Here is an 18,701-nt window from a genome sequence, read left to right as displayed (position 1 = left end):
GACGTAATTCGGAGTACGCGTCGCCCCGGCGCAGCAAGCGAGAACGTCGATGCCGCTGTCGGCCAGCTCGTACGACAGCGCCTCCGAGAGGGAGAGCAAGTAGGCCTTCGTCGCCGCATACGTTGCGATTCGTGCGGATCCTTGAAAGGCAGACAGCGACGTCATGACGACGATCCCGCCCCGTCCGCGATCGAGCATGAGCCGCCCCAGTGAGTGAATGAGTTCGGTCGCACCACGTGTATTGACGGCAAGCGTCTGCATGTGATCTTCGACGGTCGCATCCAGAAACGGACCGATCGTCGACGCCGCTGCGTTGTACACCAGCAGTCCGATCTCGCAGGAAGCGGCCTCCTCGATGAACCTGACAGACGATCCGGCGTCTCCGAGATCGGCCGTGATCGCAAGCACATCGATCTGATGCGATTGACTGAGGCGCGAGGCAAGATCCTCTAACTTTTCGGCACGCCGCGCCACAAGGACCAGGTTCAGTCCGCATCTCGCGAGAGCTGATGCAAAGGCTTCTCCCAATCCCTCCGACGCCCCGGCAACCAGGGCCCACGGACCGTAACGCTGCCTGAACCTGTCAGTCACTGTTGCTCCGCGCAGCTCGGGTAAAAGGATGTTTTGCGGTCATCCGCGCAATGATGATGAGAGGAAAGATGATCCATGCGGCATTTGCGGCTACGACGATGAACGGATACGGCGCGGGGTACGCTCCAAAGAACTCCTCACCAAGGATAATGGTGACGTTCGTGATCATGACGGAGGCGTAGACGACTGCCGGAATACGAATCCACTCCTTTCCTTTCGAAAAAGCGTAAATCCCGATCACGTAGAAAGGCCCGAAGAACAGCGCATCAATCCAGATCGTCATCACCCACCACATCGGTCGCGCCATCAACAGTGGGTCAAAATTCCTTCCCCACCAGTGGGCGAGGTCGATGATCATAGCAGGCGGCCAGAATGGATACTCGAAATCACTCGTGTCCTGGATCAGCAACTGCTCAAGATCGAACGTGTATGTGATGAACACGAGGTTGAACCAGAAAAACCCCAGGATCAGGAAGTCGATCTTGCGTTCGACAAGGTAAAGGGTTTGTCTCGCGTCCGGACCTGTGCGATCAGCTCGGGAGTTCAAAGTATCGTGTTGGCGGTTGAAGTGTTAGTTTCAGTTCCGGTCGACACGCACGCTGCGGCCGACACGAATGGTTCTGCGAAACGGTACGAGAAAATACAATGAGAATGTGGGATGCGGATGAGGGTGCCTTGCTTCGAGCAAGCATGTCGGTGCTATTGTTCTCGCTCCTGTTTACCGGAGCGCTTCTGTCCGGATGCGCGGAAGCGGACCGCCCGCCCCGCGAAGCTGAAGTGAGGGCACTGATCGCACGGGCCGAAGGGTTGGCTGAAGATCGCAACCTGGAAGAATTTCGCGAGCTCATCTCCGAAGAATACAGCGATTCACGCGGCAACAACCGGGAGTCGGTGCTTCTGGTACTGAACTACTACATGTCGGCCAATCGCTCGATACATCTTCTAACGCGTGTACCGCAGATCAACTTCGTTGACTCTACGCATGCCGACCTCCTCGTCTTTGTCGCCATGGCGGGCCGCCCCATCGCTGGGACGGATCAACTATCAGGTATGAACGCCGATCTGTACCACGTCTTCACGTCGGTCGTCGAGGAGGATGACGGTTGGAAGATTTCCGCGGCTCGCTGGGCCCGTGGATGGGAAGCGGAGCTCGATGGAGGAACCGCGACCAACCCACTCGGCCGCCGCTAGTCCTGGATCACGCTCGTATTTTCGAGATCGGCTTCAATGACGCGAAGAGGTAAAATGGCCATGGGTGAATCTGTGCGAGTTACAGTCTGGAACGAGTATCTGCATGAGTTGGAGAACGACGTTGTCCGGGCGATCTACCCGGATGGAATTCATGCTGTACTCGCGTCGGGCATCGCCTCGCGGGGCGATTTCGCGTGTCAAACCGCGACACTGGCGGAGCCCGACCATGGACTCACAGAGGCCGCGCTCGACCGTACCGACGTACTCGTTTGGTGGGGTCACAGAGCGCACGACCGCGTTGCCGATGACGTAGTCGATCGTGTTTACCAGAGTGTGTTAGCCGGCATGGGGCTGGTAGTGCTGCACTCAGGCCATTTTTCGAAGATCTTTCGCCGCTTGATGGGGACCAATTGCTCCCTGAAATGGAGAGAGGCCGGTGAAAAGGAACGTATCTGGAATCTGGCCCCGTCTCACCCCATCATGGAGGGCGTCGCGGATCATTTCGAATTGGAACGGGAAGAGATGTACGGGGAGCGCTTTGATGTGCCGGAGCCCGAGGAGCTTCTCATGATTTCGTGGTTCCAGGGCGGCGAGGTGTTCAGATCAGGATGTACATGGCGAAGGGGACACGGCCGCATCTTCTATTTCCGGCCCGGACACGAAACGTATCCTACCTATCACGACGAGAACGTGCTGCGCATCATCGCGAATGGATGCAGGTGGGCGCGGAGACGGGTGTCGATGGACACGCAGGATGCCCCGAATGCCGAGCCGCTTGAGGAGGTCCCGGATCAGGACGAAGATTTGATTCTGTGAACCGCATACGGTGCTTGCTCAACGCAGGAAAACAGCCCTCAGGCCGAGCGCACGAACTCCCGCCCGATAGCGAAGCTCGACAGCACATACAGTTCCAGTCCGAAAGGTAGATAGCCCAGATATCCCGGCAGCGGCATCTCGAAGACGTACAGGAAGTCGACCCCCGGAGTATGGTAGGTCCACTTCGGATACGAGTAATAATTCCAGAACTCCCAGAAGACGCCGCACAGGAGAGCGCCAAGGGCCAGTGACACGACCGGTCGCCAGTCACCGTGGTTCAGATAACGGAAGATTGAGGGGCGCCCGAGCCACTGGTTGACGGGTTCCAGCAGGAAGAACACGACGCCCCACACAAGCGGGTAGAAATATGTGGGCCATGCCCACACCAGTGCGGCTGAAACGACTCCAAGGAAGACGAGGAGCAACCGGAGAGACGGCGTGGATCGGACGACCGCCCCATTGCGCAACGCGGATATCGACTTGAAAGAGGCCACCAACTCCGCCGCTCCGAACACGGCGGGTATGACGGTCGAGAACGAGAGGGTTGCCAGGAAGAAGTATGCCAGGTCGCTGAACTGCTCCCTCCCCACGTAGATCCAGTTGCCCGTCCTGAGATTGAACAGCTCGAAAAGCCACCACACAGGTGCCGAGACGACGAACAGCAGGACGAAGTCCTTCCACGATCGCGTGATGATCGAGGTGCCTGTTCTTCGAAGAACTGTCGCATCGACGACGAGTGCGAAGCCGATCCAGAGAGGTGCGAACAGGAGGTGGGTCCGAAGGCCCGGCAGCAACCAGTTCGCCGGCCAGCAAACGGCGATCAGCACGACACCGACCCAACCGTGCACTGCCATTCGCCTCCACTCCATTTTGCGAAACAGGCTCATCGTCATACGGATCATACGTGTACTCTCCCGACGCAAGCGTTAGGGAGCGAGGCCTAACGGCAGGGCGCGTACAGCGGTTCAGGGGAGACGGCTTTGCATCGAGAACGGTGTGTGGCCGCCCTCGGCCGCCACGCTGCTAGCCTTTGAGAACGGACCTGGCCGCTGCAAGCACGTTGTCTACCGAAAACCCGAGCTTGTGCATGGCCACCTCGCCCGGTGCGGACGCGCCGAATCGATCAAGCCCGATGACTCGACCACCCCGCCCCACATATCTGTCCCAGCCAAGCGTTACACCGGCCTCAACCGACAACCTCGCCGTGACGGATGGCGGCAACACCGAATCTCTGTAGTCCGTCGACTGCTCAGCGAACAACTCCCACGACGGCATGCTCACGACGCGCACGCTGCGGCCCTCTTCTTCAAGCGTGGCGGCGGCGTCGAGGAGCAGGTGCATCTCGCTGCCGGTTCCCATCATGATCAGATCAGGAGTGGAACTCGTCTCATGCAGTATGTACGCACCTTTCTCGAGAGCCAGCCCCCTGCCGACTGCATTGCCTGTGATCACGGGAAGCTTCTGGCGGGTCAACAGCAGGGCGACCGGTCCGCGACGCTGTAGTGCTACGCGCCACGCCTCGACAGTTTCGTTCGCATCGGCCGGTCGGATGACCGTCAGCCCCGGTATCGCACGCAGCGCCGCAAAGTGCTCCACCGCCTGGTGGGTGGGGCCGTCTTCACCCAGCCCGATCGAGTCGTGCGTAAAGACGTAGACGACCGGCAGCTGCATCAGCGCGCTCAGGCGAAGGCTCGGGCGCAGATAGTCGCTGAACACAAGGAACGTGGCGCAGTACGGGCGGATGCCACCGTGAAGAGCGAGTCCGTTCGATATCGCTGCCATGGCGTGCTCGCGAACTCCAAATCTCAGATAGCCGCCGGCCGGAGTCGCCTTCGAAAAATCGGAGTGCGTACTGACGCGTGTGTTGTTCGACGGCGTGAGATCGGCCGAACCTCCGATCAGGTTTCCGAGGACCGGCTGGACCGCTTCAAGGGTCTTGCCACTTGCCGACCTTGTCGCCAGCTTGTCACCAGCTTCGAAGGAGGGAAACGCGCTGTCCCAATCTTCGGGCAGTTCGCCGGCCAGGAACCTGCGCAGCTGATCTCCATCTTCAGGAAACTCCCGGAGGTAAGAGTTGAACAGACGGTCCCATCCACGCACGAGTTCGCGGCCGCCGTCGACAGCCGATCTTGTACGGGTCAGGACATCATCCGGGATGTAGAACGTCTTGTCCGGGGGCCATCCCAGGTTCTCTTTCGTGCGCTTGACTTCTTCGTCGCCGAGAGGGGAGCCATGCGAGGCCGCCGTGTTTTGCTTGGCCGGGCTGCCGTAGCCGATTACGGTCTTAACGCAGATGATGGACGGACGATCTGTTTCGTCACGTGCGCGCTGGATCGCCTCGTCAATGGCCTCGAGGTCGTTTCCATCATCGACCGATTGGACATGCCAACCATATGCCGCGAAACGCTCCGGCACGTTCTCGCTGAAGGCCAGCGACGTGCTCCCGTCGATCGAGATGCCATTGTCGTCGTAGAGATACACGAGCTTGCCGAGTCCGAGGTGACCCGCCAGCGACGCCGCCTCGTGAGACACCCCTTCCATCAGATCACCGTCCGACACGATCGCATATGTGTGGTGATTGAAGATCTCGAATCCGGGCCTGTTAAATCGCGCCGCCAGATGCCGCTCAGCGATGGCCATCCCGATGCCGTTGGCGAAGCCCTGGCCGAGCGGGCCGGTTGTCGTCTCGACTCCCGGCGTGTGGCCGGCTTCCGGGTGACCGGGCGTCATTGAGTCCCACTGGCGGAAGTTCTTGATTTCGTCGAGCGGCAAATCGTAACCCGTCAGGTGCAGCAGGGCGTACAGAAGCATCGAGCCATGACCCGCGGAGAGGACGAAGCGATCGCGGTCCGGCCAGTCGGGCTGTTGCGGACTGTGCTTGAGGTGGCGACTCCACAGCACGTGAGCCATGGCGGCGCAGCCCATCGGCATGCCCGGGTGCCCCGAGTTGGCCTGTTGCACCGCATCGACGGCCAGGAAACGAATGGTATTGACGGTCAGCGCGTCCAGATTCATCAGCGGAGGGGGCAAAGGTTGGTGGCTTCTCTCGGTGTCGGGTCAGGTGATTTCCGTGGCCGAATCCCGGTGATTCGGACCGTGCAACTTACTCCGCGCGGGATATCCGTTGGAGCACCTGAGTCGCATTTGATGGCATTTCACTCAGATTTGGGATAGGCGGCATTCGATTCGTTCCCAATCCCATCCCGATTCGGATCGAGCTGCGGTAATTGCCGCCGACCACGCGCCCGGACTTGCCTGTTCGTCTCGCTTCACGGTACCTTCGCAAATTGTGCGTTAGTGCTCGATATCATTCTCAGAAAACCTGCAGTACCATGCGACTTCTCAGACGCTTTCTTGGCCCAACGTCGGACGAGGACCACTCGCGCCGTCGATTCTTGCGATCTCTTGGTCTCTTCTCAGGTCTAGGTCTCTTCGGGTTTGGCCGATCGGCCGATGCCGCATCAGACCAGACGGCGGGGATCGCTCCCGTCGCCGTTGAGCCGTTCATCGGAGAGATAATCATGTTCGCGGGAAATTTCGCTCCACGCGACTGGGCGTTGTGTGACGGCCAGCTTCTCCCCATCGCCCAGAACCAGGCCCTGTTTTCGATCCTCGGGACGACCTATGGTGGTGACGGCCGCACGACGTTTGCGCTTCCGGACCTCCGTGGACGATTCCCGATACACCCGGGCACTGGTCCGGGTCTGACCCAACGCCGCCTCGGCGAGAAGAGCGGAACAGAAACTGTTGCTCTCTCGGCTGCTGACATTCCGGCCCACACACACCCGTTGAATGCCAGCACGAGCGAGGGCGCGTTTGACAGCCCGCAGGATGCCGTGCCCGGTCGGCCGGCATCTGGAATTCCTCAGTACGCCGCGGCTCCGAACACGACCATGGCGGCAGGCACAATCGGAACAGCGGGAGGCGATCGTCCGCACGATAACATGCCGCCCTTCATTGGGATTAACTACATCATTGCGCTTTTCGGTGTTTTCCCTTCGCGCAATTGATTCGCAGGCCCCACCATAATCTCACCCTGGTCCAAATAAACAATGAGATATCCTGTTGCAGTAGTTCTTTTGATGGCGACCGTTGCGACCGTTGCGACCGTTGCGACAGTTCCTGATTCCCACGCTCAAATTGTCAGTGAGCAAGAGATCAGCGCGACAGAGGGAAACCTGGGCAGTAGCCTCCTCGCGTTTTCAGATTTCTTCGGCAGCTCCGTCGCGTCGGTCGGCGATATTGATCGTGACGGCGTCCTTGACCTGGCGGTGGGGGCGGAAGGTGACGATGCGGGTGGCAGGGACGCAGGGGCCGTGTATCTGCTGTTCATGAAACCGGACGGTACGGTTGGCTCGGCCGCAAAGTCGGGAGCCCTTGAGCTACCGTCCGGAGCTCTGGACCCTGGAGACTACTTCGGTTCCTCAGTCGCCGGTCTGGCCGATCTTAATGGAGATGGCTTTCGAGATGTGGCCGTCGGGGCAAGGGGCGACGACGATACGTCGGACGGGCCTGGCGAGAGTTCAGGAGCGGTCTGGATCCTGTTTCTGAATGAGTCGGGAAGTGTCATCGGCAGTCAGAAGATCAGTGAGGTCGAAGGGGGATTCACTGGCACGCTTGACGCGGGCGATCTATTTGGCAGAAGTGTCGCTTTTCTGGGAGACATCGGCGAGGACGGAACGAAGGAGATCGCTGTCGGAGCGCCGGGAGACGATGACGGAGGATCAGACCGTGGCGCCGTATGGGTACTGTCACTCAACGGAGACGGTACCGTCGCCGAGTCCGACAAGATCAGTGACGGCAAGGGTCTCGCCACGGATGCCCTATCCGACTATGGTGCGTTTGGATCGGCGGTAGTGCGCCTGGCAGGGCCGGACGCCGACGGGCTGCCGGTCGCGATCGGTGCACCGTTCTCAAGAGATTGTCATGGTGAGTTCTGGTTTACCGAACTCCGTCCCGGAGTGACCGTCGCCGAGGCGACTGTTATCAGCGACGCGGCCGGAGATCTGGTGGGCCTGATAGACTCGGGTGATCATTTTGGGAGGTCCCTTGCTGCCCCCGGTGATCTGGACGGTGACGGGATGTTCGACGTGATTGTCGGCGCCCCGGGGGGAGACGACGCAGGGGATGAGGCCGGCGAGTTCTGGTTCGTGGGCCTTGAGCCCGGCGACTATTCCGCAACTGCGGGAGGCTTCACAGGCAGGCTGGAGGCCGGTGACCGTTTCGGTCAGGCCCTCACGGCGATCGGAGATCTCGATGCGAATGGCAAGGTGGACTATGCGGTCGGAGTTCCATTTGGCAACGACGGCTTTGAGAACTCAGGATCGGTGTACATCCTTTTTGATGACCGCGCGAATCCGGTCGCGGTAGACGACGCACTGCCTGAGCAGGACGTGTTTGTCGAACCGTATCCGAATCCACTGGCTGGTGACGGAGTCTTCCAGGTTCGACTTGCCGCGGATCGATATGTGCGCATAGAAGTCTTCGATGTCGTGGGTCGGATGGTCGCGACGGTTCACGATGGGCCTCTCCGCGCTGGTATGCAATACCGACTGCCGGTGAGCGCCGGCAGCTGGCCGAGTGGCACGTACGTGTACCGGATTACAAGCGATCGGGCCGTGTCGAGCAGCTCCTTTGTGGTCGCCAGATGAAAATCACGAGAATGTGGGATTTTCCTCATCATTTGGAGGATTTTCGGAACAAGTTGAGCCAGTGGCTCTTCTTAGGGAAACAAGTCAAAGAATGAGGTTGGAACGTGGAAGATGTCGCGAAGAGGCGAACGAAACTGGAGTCGGATCTGCTGGATCTAAAGAGGCAGTTCATGGACAAAGTGCGCATCGTCGAGCGCTTGAGCGTGGACGTTCGTCGCCTCGAAGGTCTGGCTGCGCTCTCTAGATATCAGCGCTCAGAGTTGGAACGCCTCAAGCAACACATCGATGAGCACTCGGATGCCGTAAGGTCGATCAGGCAGGCCACGGCCGAGCGCCGAGCCGAATACGCAGAACTGCAGCGAAGCACGACGACCCGGCAACGAAGCACGACCACGAGCTGATCCGCCTGATCCTGGGAAGACGCGAACCACGTCCGCATTTCGACACCGTCATCCAGTCGAGTTCAGATGCGTCAAGCCGGCCACAGCCATCCGAATGCACCGGCGGTAACCAGCGCGTAGACGAGTCCGTCGAACACGGACTTCAACGTTGCTCTCCACGACTTCTTGTACCAGATTGAATTCTGTACAAGTGCCAGGGAGTAACCGACGAACGCCGTACAACCGGCAAACCGGAACACTTCGAGATAGTCCGCCCCGGCGGGTACAGCGCGGCCCGCGATGTATGCGGCAAAGATTCCGACGATCAGGCTGTAGACGAACCATTGGATAAGGCTGCTCGTCATGTTGCCCATGCCGTTGGGCAGGACGTGCATGAAGACGACCGGGCCTTCATCTGCCCTGGCTTTGAACTCGTCGGTGTTTCTCTCTTTGTTATCTGCGGCGTACGGGATGATGTAGTCGCCCGTTGGAATGTTGAACTTCCGCAGTGCGGACCTCACCTCTTCCTCCGACGGCACACCACCGAAGTCCGAATTATGGTACGAGAACACCATGTGTAAGATGGAGCTCACGATAAAGACGAACACGGCCGCGACGAGGATCGGAAGCCAGAGAGCTAGGACAGAGACCATGACGATTTCCCCTGTTTGGTGAGCCGAAGCGGGCAAAGCCGATGAAGGCGTGCCCCGATATCCCGAATGAACGGGTTTTCGGTGTGACTCTCAAGTATCCTTATCGAAACCATCCCGGCAATTCAGTCGTAGCGTGGCCAAAGGGGAGTCAGAATAATGGGATCGAATACAGAGCGTCTACGCCGACTAATCAAGTCGGGAGGCGGGAAACTGGTCGTTGTAGGTGCAATTGCGGGTGGAGGAGCCGGACTTCTGGTCGGAGGTCCACTGGTAGGGCTGGCCATCGGTGCGGTCACCGGATTTGCGGTTGAAGCTGCCCGGCAGAAGAAGCCATAGAATGTTGGGCGCGGGAGAGAGGCCGTGGATTCCACTCATCGACCTGGCGTTCGGGAGCAGATTCATCCGAACGCCGAGAAGACCATCTTCAGCCCCGCGATAAGGAGTACGAGCGCGAGCAGCCGCCGTACCATTGGCAGTGGCAGGCGACGACTACCGAGTTCTGCCCCGATAACTCCTCCGACGACTACGGTGACGGCCAGCACCGGCAGGAAGTCCGGCAGACCTGCGCCCTGCGACACGTAGCCTGCCAGTCCGGCGACCGAGTTGACGAGAATGAACGCCGCCGCTACACCCGATGTCGTTCGCGTATCGCACCACCCTCCGAGAAGCAGAATCGGACTCAGGAAGATTCCGCCGCCGACGCCGGTAAGACCCGAGAGCAGCCCGATTCCTGCGCCGGTGACCAGCGATGCGGACCGCGGCATCGAACGGGTGACGTCTGGGAGTGCGCCCCTGCTGCTCGTGTAGAGCCGGAAGGCCGCGTACAGCAGGGCAGCACCGACCACGGGCATGTAGACATGCACCGGCAGTTCGACTGCTCCGCCGACAAAGGCTGCCGGGATGGACGTCACGACAAACGGCCACAGGACCGTCCATGAGAACCAGCCGGCCCGCCAGTACTTGTAAAGTCCAATTGACGCGACGATGATGTTGAGCGCGAGAGCCGTCGGCCGCATTGCGGCGGCGTTGACCGACAGGAGCGCCATGGCGGCGAGATAACCCGATGCGCCACCGTGCCCGACCGACGCGTACAGGGTTGATATCGCCAGAACAAGAACGGCAAGTGTGACGAGTGTCGTCAGTTCCATTTATGTCGGGCTGGATTGGTCAGCGTCGGGCAATGAGGTGGGGCGTCGCCGGTGCAAGAAACGGCACATGCTCGACCGGTGCCAGCGCGACAGGTTCGACCTTGACCGTCAGTCGACCTGTCGACCCGTGATGCCACGTTCCTCCAGATCTTCGAGACTACGGGGCCAGTCCTGTTTCAGCAATCTCGAAAGCGAGCGGTCGGCCAGCACCTTGCCGTCGGTCTGGCAGGACGGACAGTAGTTGGTCTCGTTGGAGGCGTAGACGATACGCTGAACTGGGCTGCCGCACGCCGGACACGGCTGACCGTAGCGTCCATGTACGGCCATATCTTCCCGAAACGCGGTCACCGTGGGCCAGCCGGCGCCGGTCTCGTTGCGAATTCGATCCGTCCAGAGACGGAGCACAGCCCGGCAGGATTCGTACAGACGCCGCTTCTCGTCAGTCGTCAGGCGACTCGTCCACTTGACCGGAGACACGCGAGCTGCGTGCATGATCTCATCCGCATATGCGCCGCCGATGCCCGAAAACAGGCGGGGGTCGCTCAGTGCACGTTTCAATGTGTGGTTGTTCGATTCCAGGACGCCGGTGAATGCAGCGAGGTCAATGTCGAAGACATCGAGTCCGCCGGGGTCGTGACGGTCGACCTCATCGTGTGACGTCACGACGTGAATGGAGGCGCGCTTCTTCCTTCCCGCCTCGGTGAGGAGGAGTGTCCCGCTTTCGAAGTCGAATGCGCAGAGACCACGTTTCCCCGGAAGACCCGCACCCTTCTTCTTCCAGTGCAGGCGTCCGCCGATCATCAGGTGCAGGATCACGTACGAGGTGTCGGAGTCTCCGGCAAGATGAAACACCAGCCGTTTTCCCAGGCGAGTCATACGGTCCAGTCGCCGCCCGGCAAGCGACGGCAACCGGGGCTCTACGGTACGTACCAGAAAGACGCTCTTGAGCCGAACGTCTTCGAGTCGCTGGCCGGCAATATGCCGTTCAATCGACTCGACGTAGTTTTCGATGTCTGGAAGTTCGGGCACAGGCGGCGGCGAGCATTGGGCGTTGCGAGGAAAATAGCCTCTGGCCGCAGTTTTGAGAAAACGGGGTTCGGGTTGTGGGCTGCTCGATACGCGCATTTCGCTCGAAATCTCGAAACCCGACGCGCTGCAAGACATTCGATCTCCTTCAAGCGTTCGGCCTCCCATGGTGAATTGGCCAGCATCGCAGAGAAGTCCCATTCATGGCAACAGAAAAGCGGTGAGCAACATTGCCTGGCAGGCTGTATCGCCGCGTCATACTTTTGATCCGGCAAAATCCGGACCCCGCATCTTCCGATATCCTGTGACGACACTCTTGCTCCCGGTTAAGTCAGTTCGATGTTGTCTGGTGACGATCGCGCTTTTGACACTGTCGTTTGTCGTTCCCGCGAACGCGCATGCGCAGGGAAATGAGCGCTTTGCCCGGTGGGCTTTGCACGACGGTCTGTCGCTGGTCGAGAGGTCGCTGCCGCTGGTGCCGGCGGTGCTGGTTGCAGGCGGTCTGGTCATTCCGGCTGCGAAGCATTTCGACGAGCCGCTGCTTGACGAGGTTCAGAACAGCTACCACGGAGTATGGGGAGACTATCTGGATTTCACCAACGATCTCGGTGATCCGTACGTCTTGATACCGGCGACGTCGGTCTTTGCCGTGTCACTGTTTACGGGAAGTGAACGATTCCAGGATGCAGCGTTTACATCGGTAGAGTCGCTGCTGTTCGCGACCGCCATCACCGGCACCATCAAGCAAATGGTCGGCAGGTCTCGACCCCAGGAGAACATCGGATCAATCCGCTTGCGGCCGTTCTCGGGAAATGCTTCGTTTCCGTCGGGTCACGTGACCGCCGCTTTCGCTCTCGTGACTCCGTGGGTGTACTACTATCCGGGACCGGCGACGTACAGTCTGTTTGCTCTGAGCGGTGGTACGGCGATCGCCCGCATCGCCCGGGACAAGCACTGGCCCACCGATGTTCTGGCGGGTGCCGCAATCGGATTTCTCACAAGCCGGTGGCTCGCCAGGCGGCACCTATCGTCTGCGAATCAACCTCCCGTGTCGATCCGACCTGTGTTGGGGTACAACAGCTTAGGGCTGACGATCGACATCCCCTGAGCGGAAGTGGGTCTTACGTGGCTGCGCCGCTCGCCGATACCTACGACTGAGTGTTCGCACGCAGTCAACTCCCGGAAACCCCCGTTCAGAACCCGTCGTGTCAGGAAAAGTGCACACAGTCGCGGCCCGGTCAGCGTCAATAGCAGGAAACCGGAACCTGCATCTCGACAACGCGCGAGGCCTTCTCATCATACTTGTCGTCGCGGCACACCTCCTCGAATCGCTGCTGGAGACTTCTTCGCTGGCTCGAACGACATACGTATTCGTCTACTCGTTCCACATCCCCGCGTTTGTAGTTGTCTCCGGATATCTGTCACGCAGCGAATTGACCTGGCCGAGATTTAAGGCACTGGTACTGAGCGTGATCCTCCCGTACCTCATTCTGGAACTGCTCTACACGGGTCTCGACTTCGTCGTCTTCAGTCGATCACGCTTCGCGCCGACACTTCTCACTCCGTACTGGCTGCTCTGGTATCTCCCGAGTCTGTTCATGTGGCGCCTTGCCCTGCCGGTGCTATCGAGACTGAAATATCCTCTGTTGACAGCGGCACTTGTCGCGGTCGTCGCGGGTGTTCTACCGCAGGTCGGTATGTGGATGTCGTTGTCCAGGACCCTGGTCTTCCTGCCCTTCTTCATTCTTGGTTCTGTGCTTGCAAGAGATGGACGAGCGACCGCCTTCGTCCATCCGGTCATTGCCGTGACTGTGATGCTGACGGGGGCATTGATTGCATTGTTTGTGGCGTCGGATCTGGACGTGCGGTGGCTGTATGGAAGTCAGTCCTATTCGCGACTGGTCACCGGACCGGCCGCCGGAATCACGTTCCGAGCCATTCTGCTCTTGTGGGCTGCAGCAATGACTCTGGCGTTTCTGTCGCTCGTGCCCGGGCGGTCGAGTTTCCTGACGCGAATCGGTGCGCGGTCCGCTTACCCTTACCTTCTGCACGGTCTTGTAATCATGATCGTGGTAGGATATGTCCCCGATGAGCCGGGCCTGTTGATACTCGGCGCAATGATGGCCGGCGCGATCGCTCTGGCGACGGCACTATCATCAGATGCCGCTGTCAAATACACGTGGCTTGTTGTAGATCCGACCAGCGGTCGTTGGGACATCGTGCGTTCATGGTTTGGACGCCGGCCAGCGCCCGAAGGCACGGTCGAGATGCACGGATAGCCCGTGGCCATTCTGTGGGCAGGGTAGATGCTGAGAGAGCCGCACGAAGATCACAGGAGTCTGCCCACGTTGACGAGCAGATATCTCCTTCGTAATCCTTCCGATCTGCAGCGTATCCTGCGAGCATATCTGCCGTACGGGCCAACGCGGCTGTGGCCGTCGACCGGACATGAAGTGGATTCAGGGGTCAATGATGAAGAGACTGGCGGTTATGTGTTTGCTGAGTCTGACCTCGGCCTGGACGCTGCATGTCGCGGCGCAGGAGATCCCGAACGAGGCCGAGACGCCCATCCCCCGCGTCGGCGTTGTTCTCTCCGGCGGTGGGGTCAAGGGCTTCGCACATGTGGGTGCGCTTCGAGTTATTGAGGATGCAGGCCTGCCGGTGGACGTCGTCACCGGCACCAGCATGGGCTCGTTCATCGGCGGTCTGTACGCGATCGGCTACTCGGTGAATCAAATCGACAGCCTGCTTCACGCGGAAGACTGGCAGGCGCTTTTCGAGGATGACTCTCCGCGGCGACAGCAAACACTTGAGAGCCGGATCACTGACGAGGGCGTTCTTCTTTCGCTTCCTCTTCGCGGTGGACAGGTCGAGCTGCCGAAAAGCATCGTCTCGGGTCAGCGTATTTCACAGATCTTGTCGCGACTGATGTTTCCGGCCTGGGACGTCCGCGACTTCCATGCGCTGCCTGTGCCATTCGGTGCGCTCGCTGCAGATCTCGCTAACGGCGACGGAGTGCTGCTCAATTCGGGCCACCTTCCGGACGCCATCAGGGCCAGCATATCCATCCCCAGCATCTTCGACCCGGTTGTGATCGATGGCCGGACGCTGATTGATGGCGGCGTGACCCGCAACCTTCCGGCGCAGGATGCTCTGGCGCTCGGAGCCGACGTCATCATCTGTGTCGACGTGGGCGAGCCTGTTCTGCCGCCGGACAGTCTCGAAACACTCATCGATGTGATGGTACAGGCGGTTGGTTTTCGGATGCTGGAGTCGAGACGCGTGCAGCAACGGCTGTGTGACGTCTTGATACTGCCAGAGGTCAAAGGCATCCGTTCTTTCGACTTCGATCGAACCGGCGAACTGATCGGGCTCGGAGAGGACGCCGCTGAGCGTGCTCGACAGGAACTGATCGCGCTACGCGATTCACTGTTTGAGTCGCGGACAGAGACGCATTCGGAGCGGCCGTCGCTGCTCGGGCGTGCGGACTCCGTGTATGTCGGCGCTGTGAGGATCGAGGGTGCGTCGAGGCCCAATGAAAACGTTGTCCGGCGGTCAATGCGGCTCTCTATACCATCGTATCTGACGCAAGCCGATCTCGAGAGGGCGATCAGCCGCGCCTACAGTACGCAGAGGTTTTCCCGGGTCACATATCGTATCGATCCGGGAGATATTGGCGGCTCGGACGCTGTGGGCACAACGCTTGTCGTTCAGGCGGTTGAGCAAAAGGACGATCGGGTTTCGATCGGACTCCGGTACGACAGCGATTATCAAGCTGCCGTCCTGATCCGTGTCGCGCTTGCAGACCTGTTCGGTTACAATACCCGGCTGGTCGGCAACCTGCGCCTCGGCGAGGTGGTGCAGGTTGGGGGCACGATTACAACCCCTCTTGGTTTTGGGCCGCGGGCGCGGTTTGTGGGAGAGGCCAGGGTCACCCGCACTCCCATTGATCTTTTCGAGGATGGAACCCGCGCTTCGAGCGTTGTCGCTCACGTGGTAGAGGCGTCGCTGAGGGCCGGTGGACTCGTGCGGAAGGATCTGGGCTCCGTTGTGGGAGTGCGCGCCGAGTTATTTGATATTGATCCGCGAATCGTCGGATCGTCAGGCGTGTCATTCGACTTTCTCGACGAGACCAGCAGCCTCGTGTTCGCCGAGGCGCTCCTGTATCTGGATACCTTCGACTCGGTGTCGTTTCCGAGTCGTGGCGCACGTATTACAGGGCGATCTTCGCTGTCCGTTGGGCCACTCAGCAGTTCTACGTTTGGTCAGCACGTGATCGACGCAGCAGGCAGGATACCTGTGAGCTCGAATGTGTCTCTGATGGGTCGTGTCGTGGTCGGCCGCACCGTCGGCGGATCCACACCGGTGCACTACAGATTCTATGCAGGCGGGCCATTCCCGTTTGAGATGTTGACAGGCCGGCAATTCCTGTTGATGGGTCACGAGTTGCAGGAAGTTGCGGGCTCAAACTTGCGAGCGGCCTGGGCGGGTGTTCAGGTCAGAGTTCGACGAGACATGTACGCCGGCGCAGTGTGGAACGCGGCCAGCGCATCCGAGAGTTGGTCGTGGCAGGTTGATTCGGCCGAGTTTTCAGGGGGCGTGGGTGTGTTTGCGGGGATCCGCACGGTTGTGGGGCCGGCTCAGGTGATGCTTACAACGAGAGGGCCGGACGGCCCGTATGAATTGCATCTGACCGTGGGGCATTTCTTCTGAGCGACGCGGGTTTGCGATGTTGCCGCGTGCACACCGACGCTGGTGTTTGGCCAGGCGTCGCAGCTTCGTTGTGTCGGCCACTGCCCAACACCTCCATCATGCGGCGTTAAGCGCGCCGTGATCCGCCAGTCCGATCGCCTAGTTCAATCTGCAGGATTGCTCCAGCACGCTGGCCGACGTCGCGTTGTTTGCGTCAACCTCGACGCCATTAAACGAGCAGATGAATCCTTCGCCGGAACATGAACCCCGATAGTCCCCGTCGAGCACAAGCGTGTTCTCACCGGTGACGAAGTCTGCAACCAGACCTTCACGGAACCGGTCGAATGTTAGCGAGCACTCCCGCGATACGGTGCCATCCAGTATCAGGTCAAACGATGCGCCCGATTGGCTGAACGAACCACTACCGTCGAGCGCCAACGATCCATCAATGCCGTTACAGCCATCGAAGCTGACTTCGATATCCAGATCGAAGCTGGTCTGGCTGCCGCTACCGGACCCCGCCACGCTAAACGAGCCTCCGTCCGGGCACGCGCCCGTCGGACTTGTGGTTGAAGCTTGAGACTGGTCTTTCCCGAGTTGCACTTCGCTGATAGCCAGCGGCAGAACGGAGAACAGATTCGTGACCGTCTCCGACATCGCAGCGGATGTCTCGGCCGAGAGCGGTTCTCCATCAAGTTCGTTACCGCTGTCGCAGCTGGTGAGAGTGACAGTCATCGAAAAGATGACCAGTAGGGCGATAGAGTGTGGGAGCCTGTTCATGGCCTAATGGAGTCGGTGGGTGTGTTCTCGTGATATCAGAGTCCGAATAGCGGAATCCACTGGTTGGTTTCGGCACATTTTGACCGTTTTCAAGGATTTCGGACGATCTCTCGAGATATATGTGAGGTGGAGGTGTCGTCGGCTGGGTACGTGCCGCCGTACACGGGCAGGCGAAGGCATCCGAAGAGATGTCGATTCCCGATGGGCTTCCGAAGCTCCCACTTTCGCCTGGATTCAGACCTCATTTCAGCCCGGAACCACGACGATCACAGCTCCGGGAACGGAGATTGGCCCCTTTCTTGCTTGATTTCTCGAAACTTAAGTTCTGGGGATGGCCGAACGATTCAGGCTGTAACCCGTTCGACCGTGCTGGAATCCGTATCAAAAACGAGACATCGTATGCGTGCATCTCTTACGCTTTCAATCACGTTCGCACTCGGCGCAGCAGTTCTTATTGCCGCATGCGACACAAATAGTGTTTCAGAAGGGTCCGGTGAAATAACCGTGTTCATCAAGGACGAGCCCTTCCCGTTTGACCTGGTCGATTCGACAGTTGTCAGCATCAACCGGGTGGAACTCATCGGCCAAGACACGACCGAGAATTTCCTTCTGATGACTGATATCGCCCAGACGTTTAATCTGCTGGATCTGCGAGACGGAGTGATGGATACGCTGGCCAACTTCCCGATCCCGTTCGGAGTGTACAAGGGTCTGCGCATCGTGGTGGACGAGAACGCGTACGTCAGGCTGAAGAATGGTGACATCTTCCGAATGAAGACGCCCAGCGGCACCACGAGTGGCATCAAGGTGCACTTGCCCGACTTCGAGATTGGAGATTTCGGGGATGAAGTCGAAGTTATCGTCGACTTCAATGTTGAGAAGTCGTTTGTGCTTCAGGGCAACGCGAACACACCGGCCGGCATCAAGGGCTTTTTGTTCAAGCCTGTCGTAAAGGCGGAGTCTTTTCACCTGAATGGCGTAGAGCCGGACACCACGGGGTAGGTCCGTCATAGATCTGTAGGGGAGAGGCTGCTGACGCAAGGTCGGCAGCCTTTTTCTGTTATGGGCTGACGACCTTGAGAGGTGTCGATATGGAGCTTGTCCCCAATCCAGACCACCGCCGCGATCTTATCGACGGGGAAGACGCCGTCCTCCCGGGCTCTTCGGAGTCCCCGGCACTCAGTCTGAGATGGCGGAGATGTCCGATTATCGCGCCAGAGTGAGAAGGCCGCCACCCGGATCCGGGACCCTAGTGACCGAAGCTCGTCCCAGACGTTGTTACTACCAGGGTCGCCAGGGACCCGACGGCCAGCGCCGCCTGAACCGCCTGCACTGCCTGTGTGGTTGCTCGACCGACGACCTCGCCCTCTACCATCATCTTGATCCGCGCCTTGCGGCCTTTCAGATCGTTCTTGTCGAAAACCAGCGATAGTAGACCGGCTCCGTCCGCAAGCGACGTCAGAAGAATGGTCCGGGTACTAACGTCCGGGATGTCAGTGAAGACCGCTTCCTCGAGGCGTGCGACAATCTCGGCCTCTGCGACATGATTGATCTCCGGGAAGATGTGACGCTCAAAGATCCAGAGTATCTTTTTCCGGTCGGAGCGCAGAATCCCCAGATCGCATAACCTGGTCGCGACCCGCTCTTTCAGATCCTTGGTTTGCGCGAACTTCATCACCCAGTGTTGGGGCGACTTCGGCTTGCCTGCCGCCTTAACCTTCGACAGGCACTCGTCGATGACGTCGTTGCTCATCGGCGTCGATGACTTCAGGC

At 59.5% G+C, this 18,701-nt stretch carries 19 protein-coding genes; 10 read left to right on the top strand and 9 right to left on the bottom strand.

Going from position 1 to position 18,701, the window contains the following annotated elements; translation table 11 throughout:
• Together HKN37_15195 and HKN37_15190 are read right to left on the bottom strand one after the other, a co-directional pair.
• Positions 1 to 591, bottom strand: a 591-nt coding sequence (locus tag HKN37_15195; GenBank protein ID NNE47996.1) for an SDR family NAD(P)-dependent oxidoreductase, incomplete at its 3' end; no start/stop codon positions are given.
• Entirely contained in the window at positions 584 to 1,138 is a 555-nt protein-coding gene (locus HKN37_15190) for a DUF2781 domain-containing protein (protein ID NNE47995.1), read from the bottom strand. The genes HKN37_15195 and HKN37_15190, both read right to left, overlap by 8 nt.
• Before the next feature lie 98 nt (positions 1,139 to 1,236).
• Between HKN37_15190 and HKN37_15185 the strand changes: the two genes are divergently transcribed.
• Positions 1,237 to 1,782 (top strand): hypothetical protein, encoded by a 546-nt coding sequence (locus HKN37_15185; protein ID NNE47994.1) that lies wholly within the window; start codon positions 1,237 to 1,239, stop codon positions 1,780 to 1,782.
• A gap of 60 nt (positions 1,783 to 1,842) precedes the next feature.
• A complete protein-coding gene (locus tag HKN37_15180; protein ID NNE47993.1) occupies positions 1,843 to 2,598 on the top strand; it encodes a trehalose utilization protein ThuA in 756 nt (251 codons plus the stop codon).
• A 38-nt stretch (positions 2,599 to 2,636) separates the two neighbouring features.
• Here HKN37_15180 and HKN37_15175 read toward each other — a convergent pair whose 3' ends face one another.
• Entirely contained in the window at positions 2,637 to 3,500 is an 864-nt protein-coding gene (locus HKN37_15175; GenBank protein ID NNE47992.1) for a hypothetical protein, read from the bottom strand.
• Positions 3,501 to 3,621: 121 nt separating this feature from the next.
• Positions 3,622 to 5,613 carry a transketolase gene (gene tkt, locus HKN37_15170; GenBank protein ID NNE47991.1) on the bottom strand — a complete coding sequence of 664 codons (1,992 nt, stop codon included), beginning with the start codon at positions 5,611 to 5,613 and terminating at the stop codon, positions 3,622 to 3,624.
• A 506-nt stretch (positions 5,614 to 6,119) separates the two neighbouring features.
• Here tkt and HKN37_15165 point away from each other — a divergent pair.
• The 3 genes from HKN37_15165 (at position 6,120) to HKN37_15155 (ending at position 8,650) form a co-directional block, all read left to right on the top strand.
• Positions 6,120 to 6,608 (top strand): phage tail protein, encoded by a 489-nt coding sequence (locus HKN37_15165; GenBank protein NNE47990.1) that lies wholly within the window; start codon positions 6,120 to 6,122, stop codon positions 6,606 to 6,608.
• 42 nt (positions 6,609 to 6,650) lie between these two features.
• The gene (locus tag HKN37_15160; GenBank protein ID NNE47989.1) at positions 6,651 to 8,249 is read left to right on the top strand and encodes a T9SS type A sorting domain-containing protein; all 1,599 of its coding nucleotides are present in this window, start codon (positions 6,651 to 6,653) and stop codon (positions 8,247 to 8,249) included.
• A gap of 104 nt (positions 8,250 to 8,353) precedes the next feature.
• Positions 8,354 to 8,650 carry a hypothetical protein gene (locus HKN37_15155; protein ID NNE47988.1) on the top strand — a complete coding sequence of 99 codons (297 nt, stop codon included), beginning with the start codon at positions 8,354 to 8,356 and terminating at the stop codon, positions 8,648 to 8,650.
• Between the two features lie 71 nt (positions 8,651 to 8,721).
• Here HKN37_15155 and HKN37_15150 read toward each other — a convergent pair whose 3' ends face one another.
• On the bottom strand, positions 8,722 to 9,282 hold the full coding sequence (locus HKN37_15150) for a hypothetical protein (GenBank protein NNE47987.1): 561 nt from the start codon (positions 9,280 to 9,282) through the stop codon (positions 8,722 to 8,724).
• 156 nt (positions 9,283 to 9,438) lie between these two features.
• On the opposite strand from HKN37_15150, the gene HKN37_15145 reads away from it, so the two are divergent.
• Positions 9,439 to 9,618 carry a hypothetical protein gene (locus HKN37_15145; protein ID NNE47986.1) on the top strand — a complete coding sequence of 60 codons (180 nt, stop codon included), beginning with the start codon at positions 9,439 to 9,441 and terminating at the stop codon, positions 9,616 to 9,618.
• A 62-nt stretch (positions 9,619 to 9,680) separates the two neighbouring features.
• On the opposite strand, the gene HKN37_15140 is transcribed toward HKN37_15145, so the two are convergent.
• The gene (locus HKN37_15140) at positions 9,681 to 10,430 is read right to left on the bottom strand and encodes a sulfite exporter TauE/SafE family protein (protein ID NNE47985.1); all 750 of its coding nucleotides are present in this window, start codon (positions 10,428 to 10,430) and stop codon (positions 9,681 to 9,683) included.
• A gap of 108 nt (positions 10,431 to 10,538) precedes the next feature.
• Positions 10,539 to 11,459, bottom strand: coding sequence for a formamidopyrimidine-DNA glycosylase (locus tag HKN37_15135; protein ID NNE47984.1), 921 nt, complete (start codon positions 11,457 to 11,459; stop codon positions 10,539 to 10,541).
• A gap of 346 nt (positions 11,460 to 11,805) precedes the next feature.
• Between HKN37_15135 and HKN37_15130 the strand changes: the two genes are divergently transcribed.
• The 3 genes from HKN37_15130 to HKN37_15120 all read left to right on the top strand — a co-directional run bounded on the left by HKN37_15130 (position 11,806) and on the right by HKN37_15120 (position 16,169).
• Complete coding sequence (locus HKN37_15130; protein NNE47983.1) at positions 11,806 to 12,564, top strand: phosphatase PAP2 family protein; 759 nt, start codon at positions 11,806 to 11,808, stop codon at positions 12,562 to 12,564.
• A 97-nt stretch (positions 12,565 to 12,661) separates the two neighbouring features.
• Positions 12,662 to 13,735: a hypothetical protein gene (locus tag HKN37_15125; protein NNE47982.1), complete on the top strand. Its 1,074-nt coding sequence runs from the start codon at positions 12,662 to 12,664 to the stop codon at positions 13,733 to 13,735.
• 169 nt (positions 13,736 to 13,904) lie between these two features.
• On the top strand, positions 13,905 to 16,169 hold the full coding sequence (locus HKN37_15120) for a BamA/TamA family outer membrane protein (protein NNE47981.1): 2,265 nt from the start codon (positions 13,905 to 13,907) through the stop codon (positions 16,167 to 16,169).
• Positions 16,170 to 16,307: 138 nt separating this feature from the next.
• On the opposite strand, the gene HKN37_15115 is transcribed toward HKN37_15120, so the two are convergent.
• Entirely contained in the window at positions 16,308 to 16,928 is a 621-nt protein-coding gene (locus HKN37_15115; GenBank protein NNE47980.1) for a hypothetical protein, read from the bottom strand.
• 399 nt (positions 16,929 to 17,327) lie between these two features.
• Between HKN37_15115 and HKN37_15110 the strand changes: the two genes are divergently transcribed.
• A complete protein-coding gene (locus tag HKN37_15110; GenBank protein NNE47979.1) occupies positions 17,328 to 17,930 on the top strand; it encodes a DUF4382 domain-containing protein in 603 nt (200 codons plus the stop codon).
• A gap of 247 nt (positions 17,931 to 18,177) precedes the next feature.
• On the opposite strand, the gene HKN37_15105 is transcribed toward HKN37_15110, so the two are convergent.
• A complete protein-coding gene (locus HKN37_15105; GenBank protein ID NNE47978.1) occupies positions 18,178 to 18,681 on the bottom strand; it encodes a GPP34 family phosphoprotein in 504 nt (167 codons plus the stop codon).
• Positions 18,682 to 18,701: the final 20 nt, after the last annotated feature.

It is taken from the genome of Rhodothermales bacterium, from assembly GCA_013002345.1.
Lineage (GTDB): Bacteria > Bacteroidota > Rhodothermia > Rhodothermales > JABDKH01 > JABDKH01.
Note: the sequence above shows the minus strand (reverse complement) of the source record. Positions and strands in the feature narration are given on the sequence as shown.

Excerpts from the sequence above, each read along its gene's own strand:
- HKN37_15185 (NNE47994.1), top strand. The coding sequence starts at position 1,237 with ATGAGAATGTGGGATGCGGATGAGGGTGCCTTGCTTCGAGCAAGCATG.
- HKN37_15180 (NNE47993.1), top strand. The coding sequence starts at position 1,843 with ATGGGTGAATCTGTGCGAGTTACAGTCTGGAACGAGTATCTGCATGAG.
- HKN37_15175 (NNE47992.1), bottom strand. The coding sequence starts at position 3,500 with ATGATCCGTATGACGATGAGCCTGTTTCGCAAAATGGAGTGGAGGCGA.
- tkt (NNE47991.1), bottom strand. The coding sequence starts at position 5,613 with ATGAATCTGGACGCGCTGACCGTCAATACCATTCGTTTCCTGGCCGTC.
- HKN37_15165 (NNE47990.1), top strand. The coding sequence starts at position 6,120 with ATGTTCGCGGGAAATTTCGCTCCACGCGACTGGGCGTTGTGTGACGGC.
- HKN37_15160 (NNE47989.1), top strand. The coding sequence starts at position 6,651 with ATGAGATATCCTGTTGCAGTAGTTCTTTTGATGGCGACCGTTGCGACC.
- HKN37_15150 (NNE47987.1), bottom strand. The coding sequence starts at position 9,282 with ATGGTCTCTGTCCTAGCTCTCTGGCTTCCGATCCTCGTCGCGGCCGTG.
- HKN37_15145 (NNE47986.1), top strand. The coding sequence starts at position 9,439 with ATGGGATCGAATACAGAGCGTCTACGCCGACTAATCAAGTCGGGAGGC.
- HKN37_15140 (NNE47985.1), bottom strand. The coding sequence starts at position 10,430 with ATGGAACTGACGACACTCGTCACACTTGCCGTTCTTGTTCTGGCGATA.
- HKN37_15120 (NNE47981.1), top strand. The coding sequence starts at position 13,905 with ATGAAGTGGATTCAGGGGTCAATGATGAAGAGACTGGCGGTTATGTGT.
- HKN37_15115 (NNE47980.1), bottom strand. The coding sequence starts at position 16,928 with ATGAACAGGCTCCCACACTCTATCGCCCTACTGGTCATCTTTTCGATG.
- HKN37_15110 (NNE47979.1), top strand. The coding sequence starts at position 17,328 with ATGCGTGCATCTCTTACGCTTTCAATCACGTTCGCACTCGGCGCAGCA.
- HKN37_15105 (NNE47978.1), bottom strand. The coding sequence starts at position 18,681 with ATGAGCAACGACGTCATCGACGAGTGCCTGTCGAAGGTTAAGGCGGCA.